Source organism: Niallia taxi, from assembly GCF_004005475.1.
Lineage (GTDB): Bacteria > Bacillota > Bacilli > Bacillales > Cytobacillaceae > Niallia > Niallia taxi.
The window spans coordinates 649172-672214 of record NZ_RZTZ01000002.1 but is presented as its reverse complement, the minus strand read 5'-3'; the positions used below and the strand labels follow the sequence as shown (position 1 = coordinate 672214).

Here is a 23043-nt window from a genome sequence, read left to right as displayed (position 1 = left end):
GGTTTATAAACCATTCTAAACAAATAAGAAAAATTTTCTAAGTCAATCCTGCTTACGTGCTTCTGTCATCTGTTTCCAAACAGAGCCCTTAGCCTCTTCTCCTAGCTCAACTCTTTCAATTGCCATTTTAATTTGCAGGCTTACCTCAAATTCCGGGTCTTCCTCATGCGCTTTTAATGCTTCAAGCGCCCTTTCATCCCCTACTTCATATAAGAACATTGCTGCACGCCATCTAACTAGCTTGCTTTTATCGTCAAGTGCCTTAATCATTTCGTCCATTGCCTCAGCAAAGCCTAAATCAGAGAGGCAATCACCTGCAGTTCGTCTTACTGTCACCGTCTTATCCTTTAAGGCAATGTATAAGGACGGCAAGACCGCAGGGTCCTCTATCATCCCTAAATATACGGTTGCCAGTCTGCGAATCGATGGTTTATCATCAGCAAGAGCCTTCGTTAAAACAGGGATATCCTCTACGGTTGGATCTTCACTTTGCTCTAGCTTTTGATACCTTACTTTCCAATCTTCATGATCCAAGTCTTCAAGTGTCAGCTTTATTTTTTCCCTTTTCATTACGTTTGCTTCTGCTGTCTCTGGATTTTTCGCCGCTTCACTAAGAGCGTCAATTCTGCTTTGTGGATAGGCAGCCATTAATTCCTCTTGCACAGCTTGTCCTATTTCATCAAATTCACCGTATCTGACGCCAAACTCTTGCCACTTTCTGCTGGCAACAACATTATCATTCGGCATTCTAACCTCAGCTACAGCCTGCATAAATTGGTCTGGTAAACCGTAACGCTTTTCTTCTGCTCCATCAGTTAGCTTTATTTGCATTGGAATTCCTTTATACATTTGCACTAGCACTTTAATTTCTCCAAAGTGATCATTTATTTCCTGACCATTTTCTGTGCTGTCTGCCTCTTCACCAAATGCATGGCGTACTTTAGAAAGAAGTTCCTTCCAGTCATATTTTGCATTTCGTTCAACGGCTAGAAAATCAGCTACATGATATACCCCTCTAATTCCCTCAATTGACAAAATATCCTGAATCACTTGTGGTGCATGTTCTGCATTTGCTTTTTTATAGTTATTGCCTTTTCCCATTGGCAGCTCTTCATTCAAATTGATTTTCATCGTATTTGGACTAGGAGTTGGTTCAATCGCCAAAATTTTCATCTTGCATCCCCCTCAAATCTACTATATTAATGGTTAACCTTCTGCAATTTCAGAAAGATAGCTCCAACGCTCAATTAAATGTTCCAATTTTTCATTTTGTTCTGCTTGTTCCTTCAGGAGAGCATTCGCCTTCTCAAAGTCGCTTCCTATGCTTTCCATTTCCTTCTCTATTTCTTCAAGACGGTTTTCACATGCCTCAATATCACTATCAATCGTTTCCCATTCTCTTTGTTCATTATAGCTTAGTTTTGCTTTCTTCTGCTTTGGCTGCTCCTGTTGCTTCGGCTTTTCCTTCACTGCCTTTTCAGCCTGCTCTTTTTGCTTTTCAGCCTGCAAATATTCTGTGTAATTGCCATAATAGCTTCCAATATACCCATTTCCTTGCAGGATTAGAAGCTCATGTGCGACTTTATCAAGGAAATAGCGGTCATGGGATACAGTGATGACAACACCCTTAAATTCATCCAAATAATCCTCTAAAACCATCAAGGTTTGTGTATCCAGATCATTTGTCGGCTCATCGAGAAGCAGAACATTTGGTTCGCCCATCAATATTTTCAGCAAATACAGTCTTCTTCTTTCGCCACCAGAAAGCTTACCGATGATTGTCCCATGTGTGTGTGGCGGAAACAAGAATCTTTCCAGCATTTGTGCTGCAGAAATTGTTTTTCCATCCGTTGTTTCAATGATTTCAGCTGTTTCCTTTAAATACTCAATCATTCGCTTACTTAGGTCCATCTCTTCATTTTCCTGCGTATAATAAGCGATTTTTACGGTTTGGCCGATAATATAATCGCCTGTATCTAACGGAATCTTGCCTGCAAGAATATTCAACAGGGTTGATTTACCTGTACCGTTATGGCCGATAATCCCAATTCTGTCGCCTGGCTTTACAAGCAAATTAAAATCATTTAATATCATTTTATTTCCAAACGATTTAGTAGCAGAAACAAGCTCAAAAACCTGTTTACCCAATCTGCTGCCTTTTAAGGAAATATCGAGCTTTCCTTTTTCAGAAACGGACGAAAGCTTGTCATCCAGCTCTTCAAAGCGCTGAATTCTTGCCTTTTGTTTTGTGGAACGAGCTTTAGCACCCCTGCGAATCCATTCTAGCTCTCTTCTGAACAAATTTTTCTGTTTGTCGATTGTAGCTGCTTCGTTCTCTTCCCTAATTGCTTTTGCTTGGAGGAATTCAGCATAATTTCCTTTATAGCTGTAAAGATTGCCACCTTCAAGTTCAAACATCCGGTTTGTAACCCTATCTAAGAAATAGCGGTCATGTGTAACTAACAGCAGTGCCCCGTTAAATTTCCCTAAATAATCCTCCAACCACTTAACTGCTTCAAAGTCAAGATGGTTTGTAGGCTCATCTAGTATAAGCAAATCTGGTTCCTGGATAAGAACCTGTGCAAGGGAGACACGCTTTTTCTGACCACCTGACAGCTCCCCGATTTTCTTGTCGTAAAAATTGACATCCAGCTTTGTTAATACGGTCTTTGTGTTCGTGTGAACATCCCAGCCATTATGTGCATCCATTCTTTTTTGAACGTCAAACAGTTCACTATGAAGCTTATTGTTTTCCGGGTCTGTTTCGAGCTTAAGCAAAATTTCCTCATAGTTTCGGACTATCTTCCAAACAGGAGCGTCTCCTGTATAGACATAATCTAACACGGTCATATCTGGATCAATGTCAGGGCTTTGGGAGGAATAAGCTATCCGATAATCCTTTGGAGCAATAATTTCTCCATCGTCAGGCAAATCAATTCCTGCAACGATTTTCAAAAGCGATGATTTTCCTGTACCATTAATACCGATTAGCCCTACTCTTTCTTTTTCACTTATCGCAAAAGATATGGAATGAAATAATTCTTTTTCCCCATATGTTTTTGTTAAATTCTCAACTGAAATACTCTTCATAATTACCATTCCATTCCTTATAGAATTCTTTCAAATAATCCTCCATCAGCTTGTGCCGTTTTTCCGCAATAATCTTTGCCGAATCGGTATGAAGCAACCCTTTTAGTTTAAGAAGCTTTTCATAAAAGTGCTGAATGGAGCTAGAATCGCCGCTGCGATATTCCTCTTCTGTCATGCTTTTGCGAATATTTGCTGCTGGATTATAAATAGGACTCCCCGACTTCCCGCCATAAGCAAAGGTTCTCGCAATACCAATTGCTCCAATTGCATCTAGTCTGTCTGCATCCTGAACAATTTGTGCTTCTTTCGTTCGAGCCTTTTCATTGTTTCCGCCATTAAAGGAGACTGTCGCTATTGCAGAAAGAATTTCCTTTTTTTCGTTATTAATAATAGGAAGGCTTTCTACGAACTGCTCAAGCAAGCGCTGACCTTCCTCCTTAGATTTGTTCAATTTTGCATCTGCCACATCATGGAGTAATGCAGCCAGCTCTATAATAAATGAATTACCATCGTTTTCTTGTTTACATAGGAAAAGCGCCGTATTCCTGACTCTATCAATATGATGCCAGTCATGACCCGACACATCACCTTTCAACTTGTTCTTCACAAATTCTTCTGTTAATTGAATGATATTCATTGTATTTAGTTCTCCAATCTATATCCTACCGAAATATTGTAACATGAAAGAAAAAAATCAACTACAAAACCGTTTGTTATAGTAGGAACTAAGTAATAGCCTAACACTTTGTAAAAAAGGTAGGGGTATGGACATTTAGCCCACAATATCGATGAATGTTTTTGTTGGTTAACAACGTGCATGCTCCATTTGTTTTGTTTGAATCATATAAATTGGGATGTGGAGGCGGTATGAGGACTAATACTAAAGCTGCTAAGAGCCTTAATGGGGAATCATGTATTACATTGAAAAAAAACTGCCGACAGCTTTATTAATAAGCGTAGACGGCAGTCTTGTTCCCGTTGCATACCTCTTAAAGAAATTTCTTGATTTTCGGAAAAACCTTAAGTGCCGTATTATAAAAGAGAATTCGATATACGGGCCAAATGGTGCTAGTGGCCAATCTGTACCAAATAAAAGCTTGTCATAGGAATTTGAATACACAAGTGCATGTCTTAAATGCTGAAGAAATATCCCTTGCTGCGCCTGTTCTAGCTCCTTTCTAGCACCAACCACCAATCCAGATAAATCTGCATATACATTGCGGTTCTTATACAATATTTCCGCACCTGTCAATGTCCATGGATCCCCAAAATGAGCCATCATAAAACGAATTTTGCGATATTTAACAGCAACTTCATCGATTGCAAGAGGATGGGAATATTTTAATAATCCCCTTTCTGAGTATGTGTCGCCAGTATGAAACACGACGGGCAGGTCGTATTTTTCGGCAAGCTCATATACTGGGTCATAAACTTGATCATAGGCATAGAACGGATAATACCCTAAGTATATCTTTATACCAACAACATTATCCTTTTGTATTTCCCGTTCTAGCTCGGCTATTGCAGCTGTCCCTAGCTTGTATGGATTGATGCCTGCACAATAAACGATTGTTCTCGGCAGTGTATCTCCAAGATCAAGACCCATCGGAGTATTCGCTTCATAATCTGGAAACCCCATTTTAGGGGTTTCTGTCACTCCCATTCCAATGGCCAGTACAATATTGGCAGCCTCCATCTCAGCTTGGACCCCAGCTAGGCTATAATCTACTTTAGAGAGCAATTGCGCTGTTTCCTTAAATGATTGAATGTTAGAAAGATGAATGTGTGCATCAATAATTTTTTTCATTCGGTCTCCTTTATTCTTTAATTTTTTTTAGATCAATCCTCTGTCAGCCTAAACTGAAGCTTCCGAACTGTTTCTAGCTGGTGAAAAGGAACACTATCTTCATCAAAATAAAGAAAGCTTGGCTGCATATGGACATATCCATTCTTCTCTCTTTCACATGTATTCGTCGAAACAAGCTGAATGACTTCTTTGTTCGTATAATATTGAACTTTACTGTTTACATCTGTAAGCAGGTGCAGCTTATCATTAGATGCTGACTGTGTAATATAAAAATCATCTTTTAGGATTATTTCCTGCTCCTCCCTGCCAACAGTATAAATAAGATTATGATTTTTTTTCTGATGCAAATGCAGGACACAGCTCTCTTTCCCTGTCTTTAAAAAAAGATTATGATGCCATTCCTCTTCTGTCATCAGTTTACCTGCCGTATTTCGTATTTGGACAAAAATAGCGAGGATTGGGATATTGGGCATTGTGACATAAAATTGAGAGTAGGAAAGTCCTTTCCACTTTGAATGGTGGATAATATCCGTATCGAGCCTAATGCCAGACCATACATTAGCAAAGTTGTCTTTAATTTGCACAAACTCCGCTTCTGTTTTTTCCTTTAATAACGAATGAACACTCAAATCAGGTGGACCTGCTTTTATCCCGCCTGCCCAAGGGTTCCACCAGCTTTTCGGGATCAGATTTGGGAATGCTTGGTCAAGCCATTCTGTCTGCTGAGCTTTTAACGAAAATAGCCCTGGATAATAATGCGGCGCTGCTCGGAAATTTATAATTCCGTTATCAATACTATATATTTCGTATCCTTCTGCTGTTATTCTGTTCTGTAAAATCTCTCCATATGGTCGAAAAAGGACGGTATCAAAATAAGACTGCCTTTTGTCTGTCGTAATTTTTGTCTGCACTTTATTAACAGTCTTCCATTCCGTTACTTCATCTGGTAGTGCTATCTTCTTGTTAACAGGCAAAGTCTTTTTAAATGTTGATGTACCATTTACAAATAGTTCCCCTTCGCCATCAGCTTGATTATTTCGATAGCTTGAAAACAATACAGATAAAGACTCGCTTTCATCGATAACAGGATTGTTCTCATTTATAGCCAGATTTATTTCCCCTTTAAGCGCTTTATGAGAAGACTGCGTTCCTTTTGCAGCTTGTTCTAAATCTCTCCAGCTTGTATATGCACCAATAGACATATAAATTGGTGGAAAGCTGCAGCTATTACATCCCTCCAAGCCTTCCATTGACTCAAGATGCATTTTCCAGCCTTCCATTGTCATTTTATTCCCTTCTGTCCAATACACCCCAATTGGAGTTACCTCATCATTAGAGAAATACCAGTTTTCGCTAATATCCTTTGATGCAATATCACCTGGCTCCACTGCATCTGCCTCATTAAACACTACAACATCATCTCTTAGCGGAAAGTACAGCTCTGACCAATCATGATAAAAGGTTTCCTGTAAATGAACACTTGCAGTAGATGATTGCCTATTTTCCAGCGTTACCCATCTTTTGACAATCCCTTCCGCATAAAGCTGTATACGGAGTGCTATCTGAATGTTCGGATGAGCAGTAGATTGGAAATAAAGTGCTAGAATGATAGATGTCTTTTCAAGTGTAGTTTCCGTTTTAACCGGTTTATTTTTTGATAATTCATTAGAGAATGGTTTGCCCAGCATTGGTGCAAACATGACAAAAGGTAATTCTCCTATGCGATTGGTGCCAAATTTCATGACATTATCTGCTTTAAAAACCCTTATGTGGTATGTTCCATTATAAATATAATAGGAGTTTTTGTTTTCACCGAAAAATCTCTCGCCAGCTCCTTTCAAACCAGCAGAAATTGTTTTCTTGATAATCTTCTCCTCGTCATTCTCCAGCTTTACACGACAAATAATGTCTTCTTGAAAAAAACCTAATGACAAAACTGTCGCAGGTATAGATACATATCCTTTTCCTTTCCTCTCTAACCATATGCGGCAGGAAGGGTTATGGAAGGATAAGTACTTATTGTTAGGAAGCTCTAATTCTATCAATGCAGGCACAGATAGATTGTTTTCTAGCTCAAGATCAACAGTTGTCTCAAAACCTTCTTGAAGCACATTGGGAATTGCCTTTGTGTCAATGGTGATTGGTGTTTTTGGATTAACCCCTAATTTAAACGTTGTCATCAAGCCATTGACACTCACATTAACAGAAATAGTTGGAAATGTTTTTCCCTTTTCAGGCTCAGGTCCAGCTTGTAAATAAAAGGCATTTGTTGTGGTTACTTCCTTTTCAACAGAATATATATGGTTAAAATCACATACTACTCTTTCATTCGAGCAGGAAGAAACCTCAACAGAGAGTTGCTTGCCAGATTTATTTTTAACATAGCATTTTACTTCATGGTTCTCGCCTTCTAATAATTCATGGTCCTTTAATGACAGCTTAATAATAAAGTCATCTGTTTCTACTCTGCTTAACCCTCTGCCAGTCCGTTCAAAGCTTGCTGTTAAATTCGTGTCTGAATTTGCCCATTCATAATCATAATAAGTAAAGCCATTCTCTTGCCTGCCATCTGGCTTTAATTCCAAAGTACGCAGCATATCCTTATACCAATCTACTTTGCCTATGTAAGGGGCAAGCAGGCTGTCATTTAATACAGAAGGGATAAAATTCATCAAATGTGTGTTGCTGTCCTCCTCTTCCCAAAAGAATCCGCACCGTTTATAAAGTGGAACAGCCTTTGTATTCCCTGCCCATGTGTATAAATCAAGCCGTGGCCATTTTTTTGCAACAACTGCCTTTAAGGCATGGAGCAGCAGTAATTTACCAACCTTTTTTCCATAATAGTCTGGGCGAACATTTAACAATGGAATATACAGTGAATCGATATCTTCCTTATACACAGATAATCCGCAATAACCGACAACTTGATTATTATCCATTGCTAAAAATGTATGAAGATTATCAGAGCTTCGATGCTTTTCGATGATTTGCTCCTCTGTTTTAACACCGCCTCCCCATGCATCCTTGCTGTCATTCCACATCTTCGCAATACTGCTTGCAAACTTATCCTCATACTCTACAATCTGTATGCTCGAAATAGTATTTTCCATCATCACAACGAATCAGCATCCTTTTCTCGCAATATTGTTCTTACATGACATCCCTTTCTATCCTACTTACACAAATCGCTTTTTAAACCTATAATCTATCCTAATATGCATGGAAATTATTGTAAAGTTTATAATTAAATTTTCAGAAACTAATAATCAACAAAACTAGACAAACCTCGCTAAAGGAGAAAATTTTTCTATATCGAACTAGTATTAAAGTCGATTCGTTTTTGTTTTTGGTCTTTTTAATCTATCAAAACAGAAGGGTGATGAAGTGTGATGTTGGAACAAGAAAAGGAAATAATCGCTGCCAAAGAGGAACTTTTATTAAGTGTAAAGGAAGCAGCTGTACAAATTGAAGAAACACCTGGAGTTGTGCGCAACTGGCTCAGGGAATTGAAAGGTGTTATTCCAACTATCGTCGGAGAGCATGGCTATCGCTACTTTGACAGCAATGCGATGGAAGTATTGGAAAAGGTAAAGAGAATGCGTAATGACGACAAATTATCACTAAGAGAAATTGAAGAAACATTAAACCATTCTCAGCAAGCTCCGATTGTGCTACAAACAGATGTAACAACAGAAAAGATTTTAGAAGAATTAACAGCAACAAAAGAACAGCTTCAACTGCAAATTAACTTTAATTCTGTTCTAGTTGAGCAATTGAAGAAGCAGCAAGAGGAAATGGACCGCCAACAAGAATTCATTGAAGCACAAAAAGAGCAAATTTCCGCCTTAGCTCTTGCTGCAGATAGACCTTTTGAGCATACTTATGGTGCCAGAAAAACGAAAGAGGAACAAAAGGAAAAGGAAAAGGAAGTGCCAGTAAGAAGAGGATCGTTTTTCCGCTTATTTTCTTTCCGTTAACACCAAAATAGGATGATGGAATTTGTATAGACGCTTATCACCTCTATATAAATTCCATCATCCCTTCTTTTTTTTACTCTATTGCTAAAAACGCTCCAATCGCACCGCAAAACTGTCCATCCTGCAGAAAAACCTGTTTTGCAGGGAACAAATAATCAAATGAAGTAATTATCTTTTGCAGTGGTTTATTACCATAAACAGCACCTCCTGCATAGACAATCTTATCCACTTGATGAATGGTACTTGCTTGTTGTGTTAACAGAACAATCGTTTCTGCCACCATTTGAAATAAAGACGAAATTCCATCCTCTTGACTTCCATTAGCCTCTTGTCCTTTGCCAAAATTACTGGCAGTAAGGTTGCCATTAACTCCAATATCTTCTTTGTCATATAAGTCTTTAACAAGCAGATCAAGCTTGTTATGCTTGCCTTTTGCTGCAAGGTCTGTGATCGCGGAAAAATTCTGTTCGTTTGTCAGCATGGAAGACAAGCCTATAATCGTTCCACCCCCGATACCACTTCCTAAAATCCGTTTATAGCTAGTTTTTTTTATGTGAAACCAGGAAGTGCCTGTTCCCATATTGACAAGGAGAAATTCCTCTTCACTGTTTGGGTTCTCCTTTTCGTGAAGCCATTTAGCGCCATTACTCACTGCATCAAACTCAGAAACAATTTGTACGGCAGGAAAATACATGGATTGCAAATAGGCGGCTTGACTACCTGTTAAAGCTATCCGCTCCCACTTAAACAGCTTAAGCCAGCCCATCGCTGCATCCATTTCTGTGTTTGCATACTTTCTAAAATGAATTCTGCCCTTCTCTTCATACGCCAACTTTATCATCGTTCCACCTGCATCAATCCCAATTACAGCCAAGTTCCTCACCTCCATTGAAAAAAAGGAAGAACAGATTGCTCTATTCTTCCTTTTGAATTATTATAATAATTTTTCAATATCCTCTTTCATCTCTAAAGGAGATGCATTTGGAGAATAACGCTTCACAACCTTGCCTGAGCGGTCTACTAAAAACTTGGTAAAATTCCATTTGATTGCCTTAAGACCCATTGCGCCAGGAGCTTCTTCGCTTAAATGCTTATATAAAGGTGCAGCGTTTTTTCCATTCACATCAATTTTAGCGAACATCGGAAATGATACTCCGTAGTTCATTTCACAAAATGACAGAATCTCGTCCTCGCTGCCTGGCTCTTGATTCATAAACTGATTGCACGGAAATCCAAGCACTTCAAGTCCCATTTCCTTATATTCCTCAAAAACGGATTGAAGCTCCTTAAATTGAGGCGTAAATCCGCATTTGCTCGCAGTATTAACGATAACTAGAACTTTACCTTCGTATTGGTTCAGTGACATTTCCTCGCCATTGATTTTCTTAACTTCAAAATCATAAACAGTCATCCTTCTCATTCCCTTCTTCCTAAATCGACCAGCAGCTTCTGTCTTTTTAAGCCTGCCAAAGTAGCGAGCATATAATCTGTCATTTCGGCTAAATCGTCTATGTGGCCTTCTGTAACCAATCTGCTGAAAACGATTGTAATATGATTAGTTACTATATTATCAGAACCGAAGGGCTGATAACGAATTTCCTGCTTGATGATTTGCTCTGTTCCCCATATTTTTCGAAGCAGGTCCTGCAGCAATTCTATAATCTCTTGTTTGTTTTCGTGCCTTACTACAATGGTTAACTTCACATTAGCACCAACTAAATCGAGCTTATCTTCTAGTTCTAGAAGCTCAGAAGCTAAGTTTTCTAAAGAGGCGTACAGTGAAAATATCAATTGGGCATTTTTTTGGTCGCTCAAAGCGAAGGCTAGATGGAATTCACGAGACATAGTACTCATGTTAAGCATATCTTTTCTATCTAAGATATTAATAACTCCTTCTAGGTCTTTATCATAGAGGAGGCCTTCGATTACTGTTTTTAAGTTGTCGTATGCCGTTGGATCAAACATATAAATTCTCCTTTTAAAAAAGCGCAAATAGTTATATTTGCGCTACTTTGTTCATTACCTTAAAACAGACCGATTGCTTTTCCTTGTTCATTTACGTCCATTTTCAGTGCTGCAGGCTGCTTTGGCAGTCCTGGCATTGTCATTACATCTCCTGTCAAGGCAACAAGGAAGCCTGCACCAATGCTTGGCTTCAGCTCTCTTACTGTGATGGAGAACTCCTGTGGACGTCCAAGTAGTGATGGATCATCTGAAAGGGAGTATTGGGTTTTGGCCATACAGATAGGGAGGTTGCCCCAGCCAAAGCCTTGAAAATCCTTCATCTGCTTTTTCGCCTTTGTGCTAAATTCTACATTGCTTGCACCGTAAATTGTTGTAGCAATTGTGCGAATCTTTTCCTCAATGGATGCATCAAGACTATAAATATGCTGAAACTCATTTTTGTCTTGCTCGATGATTTCCAGCACCTTCCTAGCAAGCTCGAGTCCACCAGTTGAGCCCTTTTCCCAAACCTCTGTCAGTGCCACTGGAATACCTTCCGCATGGCAAAGCTCCTTAAGCACTTCGATTTCCTTCATACTGTCTGTATAAAACCGGTTGATGGCAACTACAAATGGCAGACCAAAGCTTTTAATACTGTCAACATGCTTTTGCAAATTCGCAAATCCTTTTTTCAGCGCGTCAATATTTTCTTCTGCCAATTCAGACTTGGCTACGCCGCCATGCATTTTCAATGCTCTGATTGTAGCAACGATTACGACAATTTCTGGATTGATTTGTTCATTTCTAGCTTTGATATTTAAGAATTTCTCAGCACCAAGATCTGCTCCGAAGCCTGCTTCTGTCACAACATAATCTGCTAGCTTGCTTGCAGCTGCAGTTGCAATTACACTATTGCACCCGTGCGCAATATTTGCAAAAGGGCCGCCGTGAATGATTGCTGGTGTATGCTCAAGCGTCTGCACAAGATTCGGCTTCACAGCATCCTTCAACAGAAGTGTTAAAGCACCTTCAACACCAAGATCACCAACTGTTACAGGCTGCTTTTCTATGTTATAAGCGATAACCATCTTAGACAGCCTTACCTTTAAATCATTTAAGTCATGTGCCAGGCACAAAACAGCCATAATTTCTGAGGCAACCGTAATATCAAAACCATCTTCGCGCGGAACACCTTGTAACGGACCACCAAGACCGATTACTACTTTTCTTAAAGCTCGATCATTCAAATCAAGGGCTCTTTTCCAAACAATACGCCTTTGATCAATTTTCAGTTCATTTCCTTGGTGAATATGGTTGTCCATTAGTGCTGCTAGTGCATTGTTTGCAGTTGTGATAGCGTGAAGGTCACCTGTGAAATGAAGATTAATATCTTCCATCGGCATAACCTGTGCATAGCCACCGCCAGCTGCACCACCTTTAATGCCCATTGTTGGTCCAAGTGAAGGCTCTCTCATCGCAATGGCTGTTTTTTTATCCAGCTTTTGTAAAGCATCGCCAAGACCAACTGTAACCGTTGATTTTCCTTCTCCTGCTGGTGTCGGATTGATTGCTGTCACAAGGATAATTTTCCCTGATTTATTTGCGCTTATTTGCTCCAGCTTTTCAGATGAAATTTTCGCTTTATATTTTCCGTATAACTCAAGATCATCGATTGTTAATCCAAGTTTTTTTGCTATGTCCAATACAGGTTCCATACTTGCCTGTTGTGCAATTTCAATATCCGTTTTCATCAATGTAAGCACCCTTTCAAATAAATTGTTCTTATCAAATTCATGGCAAACTAATAGAGAGCTTTTAATCTATTTTTATGTATACTGTCCTTAACTATTTTACAGATTAACGAATAAAAATAAAAGGAAATTCATAAAATGTTCGCCTTTCTCTTGAAAAGGAACGTCAAATAAAAAATAGATAATCTTAAAAATGCTGAAAAAAAACTATTTTCACACATTTCCTGCAATTGTATTGCGGCAAACCGAAAGGAAACTTATAATAGGCTATATGTTTAAAACAACCAACAATTAAATTACTGGAATACTACGATAGCTTTGCTTGTTGTCCTATTAAATATTCCAGTGCAAGTAAAATCCATACTAACTCACAACATGCAGAAATAAGGAAAAAACAGGAGGCGAACCATTATGCCTATTAAAATTCCACAGCTGCTGCCAGCAAGGGAAATTCTCGAAGAAGAAAATATTTTTATAATGGACGAAACAAGAGCAAAGGCTCAAGATATCAGGCCATTAAATATATTGATTCTTAATTTAATGCCAGAAAAAGAAAAAACGGAAGTTCAAGTGCTAAGACTTCTTGGGAACACGTCACTCCAAGTTAACATCTCACTCGTTCGGACTGCATCCTATCACTCCAAAAACACAAGTCCGTATCACTTAGAGCAATTCTACACAGATTTCCAAGCTATTAAAGGAAATAAGTATGATGGCATGATTATTACAGGAGCTCCTGTTGAATTAATGAGCTTTGAGGAAGTCCAATATTGGCAAGAGCTTACTGAAATTATGGAGTGGACTAAAACAAATGTAACCTCCACGTTACATATTTGTTGGGGCGCACAGGCCGCCTTGTATCATCACTTTGGTATAAAAAAATACGAGCTTGACCAAAAATGCTATGGAATTTATTCTCATGAAGTTCTTAGGCCGTCTGAAAAATTACTGCGCGGCTTTGATGACAGCTTTGTGGCACCTCATTCAAGGCATACGAATGTCACAACACGAGAAATTAATGATCATCCAGAGCTGCAGCTTTTAGCAGCATCAGATGAAGCTGGTGCTCTTATTATTAGTGGAAACAACGGAAAACAAATAATGATAACTGGCCATTTGGAATATGATTCATCCACACTTGCAGAGGAATTTAAACGCGATAAAGAAAAGGGACTAGATATTCATCTTCCTCTTCACTATTTTCCGAATAATGATCCAAGCAGAAAACCACTCAATATGTGGCGTTCTCATGCACATCTGCTGTTTTCAAACTGGCTGAATTATTATGTTTATCAAGAAACTCCGTACGAATGGAAATGAAAGGCAAGTAAAGTATAAAAAAAGGGATATTTCTTTCAATGTGTATGCATTCCGTACACAGTTTGAAAGAATATCCCTTTTTTTAGAACAATCATTATCCATTATTATCCCCGCTAAAATAAACCTCTTCAAATGGCTGGATAACCACAAAGCCTTCGCCGCTGAATTTCATTTGAATCGATTCACCACTGCCTCTTCCGAAGAATGTTTTCAAGGATACGTCTGTTACAAATTCTGGCTGCAGGCTTCCTGACCATGCCACTGTTGCATTCGGATCAGTGAAAACTGGTCTTGATGGCGTTACTCTCAAAGTAAGCGGCTCATAATGAGAGGTAATGGCAATCATACCTCTACCTGACAAATGAATGTTGAAAAGTCCCCCTGAGAGCATGCCAGCGACCTTCCTCATCAGCTTAATATCCCAAGACACAGAAGGCTCAAATGCCAGCAGATCATTGCCATTAACAAAAATGGAATCATCATACAGGTTTAAAATGGAGATTTTTTTTCCTTGATCTGCAAGATACAGCTTGCCCTCCCCCTCTGCCTTCATAAGGGAGGCACCTTCACCTGTCAGTGCTTTTTTGAACATCTTCCCTATTCCATGCTCCAAAATACCTTCTCTTGTAAACTTAATGTTTCCCATATACGAAACCATACTTCCAGATTTCGCCCAAATTTTGCTCTCTAAATTCACTTCAAGCATGCGCTGTGTTTCCAATTCAAACAGGCCTTCCCCTTTATCCTGCTGTTCTGTTTGGTTTACAAAATCCTGCAAGGTATATCTGTTCATATGTAAGATCCCTCTCTTTTTTAAGCTTCCTTCCATAAATACGTATGGTAGATAAAAAAGTTTCATGATTAATTTGTTTCTTTTCGTGCATACTAAGCGATGATTTTTATTTTTTAGAGAAAGGATAGATAATATGGAAACAATCGTTGCTGTGGAAAGAAATCATGCAGGTGAAATAATAAGCTTTAAAACTTCTGACGATAGAATTATCTCTTACCGAAAAGCGGTGATGGAAGCAGCAGAAGGCTCACTCAGCGGGATTAAGCTGTCAGAGACAAGCATAGAAGAAGGCTCCTTTACGACAATAGAGGATACATTTGAGGAATTTCCAATCATTTAAATAAACATACATAGGAAAAGAGGGGCTAGACATAGAGACACGCTTTTTTGCCATGGAGCAAATAAAATATGTCTCTCGCCATTTTTTAATCCAGGTCCTCGTTTTTTTGCTGGATTTCTTTTAGCTCCTCGATTCTTTTTGAATCTTCCTGAAAATATTGGACTAAATCTCCAACACGATCGATTGCATCCCAGCTTAAATGATGTTCAATTCCTTCTACATCTTCGTAAATATTTTCCTCTTTCACGCCGATTATACGCAGAAGGTCTTCAAGTAACTCATGACGGAAAACTAATCTTTGTCCTATTTTTTTACCTTTTGGGGTCAAAATCAGCCCTCTATATTTTTCATATACAAGATATTCATCCTTATCCAGCTTTTGAACCATCTTTGTAACAGAGGAGGGGTGTACAGACAAGGCTTCTGCAATATCTGATACTCTTGCATATCCTTTATCTTCTATCAGTTTGTAAATTTGTTCAATATAGTCTTCCATGCTGGGTGTTGGCATATATGACCCTCCTAATTTTGCATATACTCTCAAACACTTGCCATGTTTAGCTAAACAGAGCTGTATTCGTTCGATTTAACCGTTGCTCCCCTTTACGTTAAAGCTTTTTTCGCAAAACGCAGGTAGGCGGAGCAGCGGCATATCCTTTAAGCATTTTACTATATAAAAATTGTTGAAACAAGCATTGTTAGTGATGCCACTGTTTTTTGAACAGACATATGCTACTTTTTGCTAGCGAAATCCATTTGCCAGCTAAAATAATCATTATCTGTATTTTTCACATATTTTAAAATAGCATCAAATTTATTTCCTTTTTTGCTTGTTAGTCCCTTAACCTCAGCAGACCCGTTTTTTAGGATTGCCTTTACCATCGTTTTGGTTGGTTTTTTCTTAAGTGCTGCTAAAAACTTATCATTTTTCCAAATCACAAATTTACAGCCCTGTTTCCAGTTGCTGCAGCCAAATCCCTTTTGCCCCTCTATCACTTGATGACCGCATACTGGGCATTTACCTAAATTCTCTATTTTCCTTTTTGTATAGGAAACCTCTTGTATGGTCACATCTTGCTCATGCTTGATTTTTTCAACAGAGTTCTTTGTAAATTCGCTAATAAGCTGCAAAAAGGCTTGTTTAGAGTAGTTACCTTTCTCTATGTCATAAAGAGATTTTTCTAGCCTGCCCGTGAAATCCAAGTTAAACAATTCCTTAATTGGGAATGTTTCAACGAGTGTTTTTCCTAAATCTGTGCAAATCAAGCTTTTGCCTTTTGCTTCAATATAGCCGATATCCTTTAGCTTCTTAATTGTGTCTGCACGGGTAGCAGGTGTGCCGATGCTAAAGCCGCTTAATATGGACATAACGTCCTCTTCTGTATCACTAAGTGCATCGATGTTTTTGCCGCAAGTTTCCATGAGACGCAATAGTGTTTTTTCTGTATGCTCCTTCGGGGCCTGTGTCGTATGGGTGGTTGTTTCGATTTTTTTGACGTCCACTTCCTCCCCAATGCCCACATACGGCAGAAGAACATCCTTTGTCTTAATGTTTTCTGCTTTCTTCCAGCCTTCGACAAGCTGCACTTTTCCTTTTGTATGAAACGCACCAGGCAGACTCGTATCTTTAATTTCTGTTACAATTCTAGTTTCCTCATATTCAGCTACAGGCATAAACTGCATCAGCAGTCTAGTTTTAATTGCCTCATAGACTTGTTCCTCATCGTTCGTCAGCCTTTTCGGAATAAGATAGGTCGGAATAATGGCACTATGGCTTTCTACTTTTTTATTATCAAAAACTCTTTTGGATGCATAAAATTTTATGTCATCTTTATAAGGTAAGTTTGCAGATATGGCACTAACGACCTTAGCGGTTTTACCTATTAAGCTTTCCTCAAGCGCCATGCTTGCCGTTCTTGGATACGTAATATATTTTTTTTCATACAGACCTTGTGCAACCTTCAAAACCTTATCAGCCGTCCAGCCTTTATATTTGCTCGTAATATAGCCTTGAAGATTCGATAAATTAAACAGTAACGGAGGATACTCCTTCTTTTTCTGGACTGTTTTGTCTGCTACAATTCCTTTTTTGCCGGCAATTTGCTTTTGCAGCTGGTCAAGCTCTTCCTTCGTTTTAAACTTGTCTTCTTTACCGACTGTATAAATACCCGTATATTTGCCTTCTGTGCTTGAGAAGGTCCCTTGTAGCTTAAAATAATCCTCTGGTACAAAGTCTCGTATCTCCTTGTCCCGATCATAAATTATCTTTAAGGTCGGCAGCAATACACGGCCGATATTAAGTGCTTTCCCTTTGCCCTTTTGGTATTTTAATGTAGTTACAGATGTAAGGTTAATCCCTATCAGCCAATCTGCCCACTGTCTGCTGACACCAGCATCTTGTAATGGACGCATTTCACTGTTTGCCCGAATTTGCTCAAGACCGTTTAATACTTCATCTGGTGTCCACTCATTCAAGAGCAGACGATATACTTCCTTATCTGTCCGCAAATTATAAATAATACTGTCACCAATGATTTGTCCTTCTCGATCATAGTCACACGCAGATATAATCGCAGTAACGTCCTGTCTTCTCATGAGCTGTTGAATTGTTCGCAGCTGTTTTTGTGCTCCCTTATCAGGTTTTTCCCGATTGCGCGGATCACTTTTCACCTTATATTTAAAGCTTTCCGGTATAAATGGAAAGTTATCCATTTTCCATGTCGCCATTTTTTCGTCGTAATCCTTCGCATCGTTTAACTGCAGCAAATGGCCGAATGCCCATGTTATGATATAGCCATTTCCTTCGAAATAGCCGTCTTGCTTGTTTTTTATTTTTAATGCATCTGCAATATTTTTTGATACAGATGGTTTTTCAGCCAATATCAATTTCATGTTATCACCTTTTTTATTTGCTTTGTCCAAAAATTGGGGCTTCCCGTTTGCGATAAGCAAACAAAAGATTCTATTAAACATCCAATTCATGTATGTTTAATAGAATCTTCCCTTAACCATTATATCAATTATACGCTACCTTCAGTGACTTTTTCACCTTCAAATACTGTTCAAGCTCTTTAAGCACGTAATAAAGCTGTGCTTGTTCGGCAAACAAATCCCAATCCTGCGGCAAATCCTGCGTCCTTATTTCTTCCTCCAGCCTTTCCAGTTTGCTTAAAAAAAGCTGTGCTGTGTTTCCTGGATGGACGCAAAGGCTCAGCTCCTCCAAAAAATCAGCGATGGAATGCCGTTGCTCTGACAGGCTGCTCACAGTCGTTACCTTCGCGAAAAGTCCTTCTATTATTTCAAGCTGTTTTTCTCTTATAGTAAAATACTTATAATAATAGTTTTCTTTCCTTGTAAAATGGTTTTCTACGTCTCTGTATGCAAGCGATTTTGCGATTTGTACTTCCTTCGCTGTTTGCGTGAGCTTTTGTTTATAATCAAATGCTATTTCATTCGTGCGTAAGAATTCAACCATCCCTTGCAGCATTTCCTGGAAATCCTTTTCTATCTTCTTCTGATAGGTCTTCATTTCCTTATCAAGGCTAGGCATATAGCTGTTTACTAGAAGTGCTGCTCCTATTCCAATGACAATAAGCGCAAACTCATTTTCTATCACGGCCATATTAATATTTCCTGCCGAGTAAATATGAAGAATGATGACAGTACTAGTCACAACACCTTCATTTACTTTCAATAGAACAGTCGCCGGAATAAACAGCAAAAGCAGCAATCCAATCGCATAAGGCTTATAGCCAATCAGTTCAAAAAACACATAGGAAAAAGGAATAGCAAGCATACATGCCACAAATCTAGCGAATGCGCTGTGCAGCGATTTTCTTTTTGAGTTTTGCACACATAATATCGTGATGATTGCAGAGGATACGAAGAAATCCAGATTGCAAAGCTGGGCAACAGTAATCCCTAAGCTTACTGCAACAGCAGTTTTGAAGGTACGGTAGCCTATTTTATATTTTTTTAATAAGCTTATGATCATGCTTAATCACAACCTGTAACTAACAGATCATCCTGTAAAGAAACTAACTTCGCATTAATTGAAATTTCATCTCCAGTATTCACAAACAATGATACGACAGAACCGCTGAATGGAACTTCTACTTCCTTCAAATCTCCGTTAGCTGTCTGAATTGTCAGGATTGTTTCCCACTCATAAAAATAGGCATTTTCCTTAATGAAAATATCCTTCACTATTCCTGCAAATGGGCTCAATATCACTTGGTCTTCTTTAGAAATTTCATAATACGGACTTTGACTGTTCTTTACAATCGTTTCAATCATTTTTTAAAATCTTCCCTTTTAAATTTTTTGCTCCATTTGGTTTGATGGACGAGCATCTAATCCAGATTAAATAACAGCTTTTATCATGTTAATAAAAACACATTTTCATCTACATTTCAATGGTTTCCATCATTATTCCCACATGTTTTTTTATGGTAAGCCTTTCATTGTAACCAAACAAAAAAAACCAGCTCTTAGCTAGTTTCAACAAGTGACAAAAAAGAACAGAATACTATAAAATTATAGAGCAGTTCAGGCCCAAAAAAGGATGGATGCACATAATAGTGTTTCTCTAAAGTTTTTTTGCTCCATCTTTCAAAGTTGAAATATCTCCCTGCTAATGTAAAAAAAAAATTGTCTTCACCCGAAGCTAGCTTTCAAGCATCATATTTCTTGATAGCTTTCTCGGATTGAACATACCATTTATCTCTTTCTACAATATTAGCAACAGTTAAAATTAACGAAGGTATTTTCTCAACCAAAAATACAATCAAACCGATATTCTTGTTCATAATGACAAAGGATTCGCCATGGGAAAATGTAGTAAGTTCCTTGCCAAGTTGGAGAATGCTCCTAACTATCGCCTGCTTGCTTTCATCATCCAACGTAATATTTGGCGAAAAACGCAAAATCCAGTTAGCATTTTCAATCGAAAACCGATACATACTAATCACCTTCTTTGATTGTCTTCGTCAAAAAACAACTAGCAAAAAGCACACATCTGTGATACTAACTGTACTACTTACAAAAATGCATTATACTTGTCATTAAATTGTTATGTGCAGGACAATAAAATTATGTGTGATAAATTGTTTCATACACTCTCCTACCATAATACTTGCTAAATCCTAAACCAAATGTGTATCCGTTTTCTTTTATTTCGTTTTTTATAATACTTTTTATGAAAAAACTCTATGAAACCTTGACTCTATTGGGTTATTCATGTATATTATAGACATCATTTAACAAAATTCTGAAAATATGGTTTTCTATAATATTTTGTTCTATGAGAATATTTATTTTTCAGCACTAATGTGTCTTGAAAGGCTTAGGAGGAAACTTAACATGCAAAACGGTAAAGTAAAATGGTTCAACAATGAAAAAGGCTTTGGATTCATCGAAGTTGAAGGCGGAGACGATGTATTCGTTCACTTCACAGCTATTCAAGGTGACGGTTTCAAATCACTAGAAGAAGGTCAAGAAGTTTCTTTCGAAATCGTTGAAGGAAATCGCGGACCTCAAGCTGCTAACGTTACAAAACTATAATAAAAAAACGAAAAGCAACAATATCCAAGAGCTGGCTTATGTCAGCTCTTTTTATCTTCCTCTTTAACCTTCCCCGCAAGCATATCACCGTATTTTTTTATTTCCAGTCCAACCGTGCATTCTGATATACAAAACCGATGTGCATGCCTTTTTCCTTTGTCTGTTTTGTTATGTTCATACAAAAAACAGCCTTTACAATAATCATTCATCAGGTTTTCTGCACGCTGCAGCCATTTCTTTCTATCGCTCACAAAGCAATCTCTCCTCTTTTTACATCGTAAACAAAATACTTCATACATCTTTATATAATCTGCATTTTACTGTAAATTCTTTTTTCAGCAAGGGCCTGTGTTGCCAATTTATCTGCTTCTTTATTTTCATTTCGACCAATAGGTGTATAAATAGCATTGATCTTCAAATCAGAAAGCTTTTTTTCAATCCGATCAAGCCATTTATTAAGCGCCTCCTCATAACATGGCCATTCACCAGATAATTGATTCAGTACAACTTGGGAATCACCCTTAAATTCACAGGTTACTCCTTTGACTTCCAATTCCTCTAATAAATTCAATGCATGGTAAAGGGCTGCATATTCAGCTTCATTATTTGTTTCCATCTCATGAAATAATTCATTTGCCCGAATCCTGTATTTCTTTTTGCCCTGATTAAAATAAAGAATTACCCCTAGCCCTGCAGTATTGGTTTCTTTCCGATATCCGCCATCAAAGAAAATCGTAAAATCATGCGGCTCCTCTTCCACTTCTGCATGAAGCTTAATCAGCTCCTTTAAATTCCATTCTGTCCCGTTTTCATCATAAAAAGTCAGATCAATGCCGTGCTTGTTCTTCTCTAACTCTTCACCGATTACAATAGCCGTAGATTGAACCATCCAATCAGATGTAAAAAACACTTCTTCCTTTTTTACGCGGTATCTATATTCAAGCTTATATTTCATATGAAAGCATCCTTCCTTCATTTAAATACTGTTCCATAGGGTAAGTAAAGGGTATAATAAAATGGCTTCCCAATATGAATCCATATAAGATAATGTTATGTAGTTTGGCTCCTTTTTATAGCTAAAAAAGCTTGCCATTACCTGAATAATCATACCAGAAACTTTGGAGGTTTAAAAATGATAGAAGTCTACATCGATGGTGCAAGTGCTGGAAATCCCGGCCCAAGCGGTGCCGGCATTTTCATTAAAGGGCATGGAAGTGCCGAAAAATATTCTATCCCACTTGGCAGCATGGGCAACCATGAGGCCGAGTATTATGCCTTAATTCACGGCTTGAAAATCTGTTTAGAAAAAAACTACAAATCAGTTAGTTTTCGGACAGACTCTAAAACAGTCGACAGCGCTGTGGATAAACGATTTGCCAAAAACAAAACGTTCGCACCACTTCTAGAAGAGGCACTGCTTTTAGCAGATAAACTCGACCTGTTCTTTATTAAATGGATTCCAAGCGGCGAAAATAAAACGGCTGATGAACTGGCAAGAATCGCCATACGCAAAAATAAACCGGAAGGAAAAAGCCGTGATTTCTAAAAACAAACAGGCAAACATACTATTGCTTGCCGTTGCACTTATTTGGGGCTCCACCTTTGTTCTTGTCCAAAATGCTATTTTATTTCTGGAGCCGCTCCAGTTTAATGGGATTCGTTTTTTAATTGCCTTTTTGTTTTTGTTGCTTTGGCTTCTTTTGTTTCATCGTCATCTCCTGAAGGAACTCAAAACGTCAACTGTTGTCGCAGGAGCTGTGCTTGGTTTTTGTTTATTTATAGGATACGCCTTTCAAACAATCGGGCTGCTATATACTACTTCTTCCAAGGCTGGCTTTATAACAGGACTAAGCGTAGTGCTAGTTCCGTTGTTTTTATTTTTGTTTTTCAAACAAAAGCTCTCTGTCAATAGTACGATAGGCATTGCTTTTGCCACAGCTGGACTCTATGCCATAACAGTCGGATCAACCATGTCACTGAATGCCGGAGATGGGTTTGTCCTTATATGCGCTGTAGGCTTTGCGATGCAGATTGTTTTAACAAGCACATACAGCAGCAAGCATTCTGCCCTTCTGCTGACAATTATGCAAATTTTCACAGTATCTGTGCTTTCCTTTATTGGAAGCTTTCTTTTTGAGGAATGGAACGGATTAAACGTATTTAGGCTTGTTCAAGCAGATGTATTGCTTGCATTGGTCGTCACTTCTATTTTTGCTACGGCACTTGCCTTTGTTATTCAGACATCCCTGCAAAAATATACAAGTGCTGCAACTGTTGCGTTGATTTTTTCGACTGAGCCCGTATTTGCAGCCGTCACTGCTTATTTTTTTGCAGGGGAAAGGTTAACAGTAAGTGCATTTGTTGGTTGTTTACTAATTTTATTTGGCATGATTGCAACAGAATTACCGCAGCAAAAGTTCAGGCCCTTATTGAAGCAAAAAACATAATAAAAAAATCCC

22 protein-coding genes and 1 pseudogene are annotated in these 23043 nt (G+C 38.3%); 6 read left to right on the top strand and 17 right to left on the bottom strand.

From position 1 onward, the window contains the following. Nucleotides 1-42: 42 nt before the first annotated feature. The 5 genes and pseudogenes from EM808_RS08205 to EM808_RS08185 form a co-directional block, all read right to left on the bottom strand. A complete protein-coding gene (locus tag EM808_RS08205) occupies nucleotides 43-1173 on the bottom strand; it encodes a conserved virulence factor C family protein (protein ID WP_127737686.1) in 1131 nt (376 codons plus the stop codon). Between the two features lie 33 nt (nucleotides 1174-1206). After that, a complete protein-coding gene (locus EM808_RS08200) occupies nucleotides 1207-3090 on the bottom strand; it encodes an ABC-F family ATP-binding cassette domain-containing protein (protein ID WP_127737685.1) in 1884 nt (627 codons plus the stop codon). Then, complete coding sequence (locus EM808_RS08195) at nucleotides 3071-3727, bottom strand: HD domain-containing protein (RefSeq protein ID WP_127737684.1); 657 nt, start codon at nucleotides 3725-3727, stop codon at nucleotides 3071-3073. The genes EM808_RS08200 and EM808_RS08195 overlap by 20 nt, the downstream gene beginning before the upstream one ends. Before the next feature lie 352 nt (nucleotides 3728-4079). Beyond that, nucleotides 4080-4897, bottom strand: a pseudogene (locus EM808_RS08190) (amidohydrolase family protein). 32 nt (nucleotides 4898-4929) lie between these two features. Beyond that, nucleotides 4930-8010 carry a GNAT family N-acetyltransferase gene (locus EM808_RS08185; protein ID WP_235856588.1) on the bottom strand — a complete coding sequence of 1027 codons (3081 nt, stop codon included), beginning with the start codon at nucleotides 8008-8010 and terminating at the stop codon, nucleotides 4930-4932. 276 nt (nucleotides 8011-8286) lie between these two features. On the opposite strand from EM808_RS08185, the gene EM808_RS08180 reads away from it, so the two are divergent. Beyond that, the gene (locus tag EM808_RS08180) at nucleotides 8287-8874 is read left to right on the top strand and encodes a MerR family transcriptional regulator (protein WP_225314695.1); all 588 of its coding nucleotides are present in this window, start codon (nucleotides 8287-8289) and stop codon (nucleotides 8872-8874) included. Between the two features lie 73 nt (nucleotides 8875-8947). Here EM808_RS08180 and coaW read toward each other — a convergent pair whose 3' ends face one another. The 4 genes from coaW to EM808_RS08160 are packed head-to-tail and all read right to left on the bottom strand — an operon-like array spanning nucleotide 8948 to nucleotide 12569. Beyond that, nucleotides 8948-9748, bottom strand: coding sequence for a type II pantothenate kinase (gene coaW / locus EM808_RS08175; RefSeq protein ID WP_164849594.1), 801 nt, complete (start codon nucleotides 9746-9748; stop codon nucleotides 8948-8950). A 60-nt stretch (nucleotides 9749-9808) separates the two neighbouring features. Beyond that, nucleotides 9809-10285, bottom strand: a complete 477-nt coding sequence (locus tag EM808_RS08170) for a glutathione peroxidase (RefSeq protein WP_127737926.1) — start codon at nucleotides 10283-10285, stop codon at nucleotides 9809-9811. A 5-nt stretch (nucleotides 10286-10290) separates the two neighbouring features. Continuing rightward, nucleotides 10291-10839, bottom strand: a complete 549-nt coding sequence (locus EM808_RS08165) for a hypothetical protein (RefSeq protein WP_127737680.1) — start codon at nucleotides 10837-10839, stop codon at nucleotides 10291-10293. Between the two features lie 59 nt (nucleotides 10840-10898). Next, nucleotides 10899-12569: a formate--tetrahydrofolate ligase gene (locus EM808_RS08160; RefSeq protein ID WP_127737679.1), complete on the bottom strand. Its 1671-nt coding sequence runs from the start codon at nucleotides 12567-12569 to the stop codon at nucleotides 10899-10901. A 411-nt stretch (nucleotides 12570-12980) separates the two neighbouring features. Here EM808_RS08160 and metA point away from each other — a divergent pair, with 411 nt between their 5' ends. Continuing rightward, nucleotides 12981-13889 carry a homoserine O-acetyltransferase MetA gene (metA, locus tag EM808_RS08155; protein WP_127737678.1) on the top strand — a complete coding sequence of 303 codons (909 nt, stop codon included), beginning with the start codon at nucleotides 12981-12983 and terminating at the stop codon, nucleotides 13887-13889. Nucleotides 13890-13983: 94 nt separating this feature from the next. Here metA and EM808_RS08150 read toward each other — a convergent pair whose 3' ends face one another. Beyond that, nucleotides 13984-14682 (bottom strand): AIM24 family protein, encoded by a 699-nt coding sequence (locus EM808_RS08150; RefSeq protein WP_127737677.1) that lies wholly within the window; start codon nucleotides 14680-14682, stop codon nucleotides 13984-13986. Nucleotides 14683-14815: 133 nt separating this feature from the next. Between EM808_RS08150 and EM808_RS08145 the strand changes: the two genes are divergently transcribed. Next, complete coding sequence (locus EM808_RS08145) at nucleotides 14816-15022, top strand: DUF3892 domain-containing protein (RefSeq protein WP_127737676.1); 207 nt, start codon at nucleotides 14816-14818, stop codon at nucleotides 15020-15022. An 85-nt stretch (nucleotides 15023-15107) separates the two neighbouring features. Here EM808_RS08145 and mntR read toward each other — a convergent pair whose 3' ends face one another. The 5 genes from mntR to EM808_RS08120 form a co-directional block, all read right to left on the bottom strand. Further along, complete coding sequence (mntR, locus tag EM808_RS08140) at nucleotides 15108-15533, bottom strand: transcriptional regulator MntR (RefSeq protein ID WP_127737675.1); 426 nt, start codon at nucleotides 15531-15533, stop codon at nucleotides 15108-15110. A gap of 221 nt (nucleotides 15534-15754) precedes the next feature. Then, nucleotides 15755-17914 (bottom strand): type IA DNA topoisomerase, encoded by a 2160-nt coding sequence (locus EM808_RS08135; protein ID WP_127737674.1) that lies wholly within the window; start codon nucleotides 17912-17914, stop codon nucleotides 15755-15757. 124 nt (nucleotides 17915-18038) lie between these two features. Continuing rightward, nucleotides 18039-19016, bottom strand: coding sequence for an aromatic acid exporter family protein (locus EM808_RS08130; protein ID WP_127737673.1), 978 nt, complete (start codon nucleotides 19014-19016; stop codon nucleotides 18039-18041). A gap of 2 nt (nucleotides 19017-19018) precedes the next feature. After that, nucleotides 19019-19318, bottom strand: a complete 300-nt coding sequence (locus EM808_RS08125; protein WP_127737672.1) for a hypothetical protein — start codon at nucleotides 19316-19318, stop codon at nucleotides 19019-19021. A 377-nt stretch (nucleotides 19319-19695) separates the two neighbouring features. After that, the gene (locus EM808_RS08120; protein ID WP_127737671.1) at nucleotides 19696-19983 is read right to left on the bottom strand and encodes a hypothetical protein; all 288 of its coding nucleotides are present in this window, start codon (nucleotides 19981-19983) and stop codon (nucleotides 19696-19698) included. Nucleotides 19984-20383: 400 nt separating this feature from the next. Between EM808_RS08120 and cspD the strand changes: the two genes are divergently transcribed. After that, on the top strand, nucleotides 20384-20584 hold the full coding sequence (cspD, locus tag EM808_RS08115; RefSeq protein ID WP_119547134.1) for a cold-shock protein CspD: 201 nt from the start codon (nucleotides 20384-20386) through the stop codon (nucleotides 20582-20584). A gap of 41 nt (nucleotides 20585-20625) precedes the next feature. Here cspD and EM808_RS08110 read toward each other — a convergent pair whose 3' ends face one another. Together EM808_RS08110 and EM808_RS08105 are read right to left on the bottom strand one after the other, a co-directional pair. Further along, nucleotides 20626-20835, bottom strand: coding sequence for a zinc-finger domain-containing protein (locus EM808_RS08110; RefSeq protein ID WP_225314677.1), 210 nt, complete (start codon nucleotides 20833-20835; stop codon nucleotides 20626-20628). Nucleotides 20836-20885: 50 nt separating this feature from the next. Next, nucleotides 20886-21539: a reverse transcriptase-like protein gene (locus tag EM808_RS08105; RefSeq protein ID WP_127737669.1), complete on the bottom strand. Its 654-nt coding sequence runs from the start codon at nucleotides 21537-21539 to the stop codon at nucleotides 20886-20888. Between the two features lie 177 nt (nucleotides 21540-21716). Here EM808_RS08105 and EM808_RS08100 point away from each other — a divergent pair, with 177 nt between their 5' ends. Then, nucleotides 21717-22130, top strand: coding sequence for a reverse transcriptase-like protein (locus tag EM808_RS08100; RefSeq protein ID WP_127737668.1), 414 nt, complete (start codon nucleotides 21717-21719; stop codon nucleotides 22128-22130). After that, complete coding sequence (locus EM808_RS08095; protein ID WP_235856577.1) at nucleotides 22120-23031, top strand: DMT family transporter; 912 nt, start codon at nucleotides 22120-22122, stop codon at nucleotides 23029-23031. Before EM808_RS08100 ends, EM808_RS08095 begins: the two co-directional genes overlap by 11 nt. Nucleotides 23032-23043 lie beyond the last annotated feature (12 nt).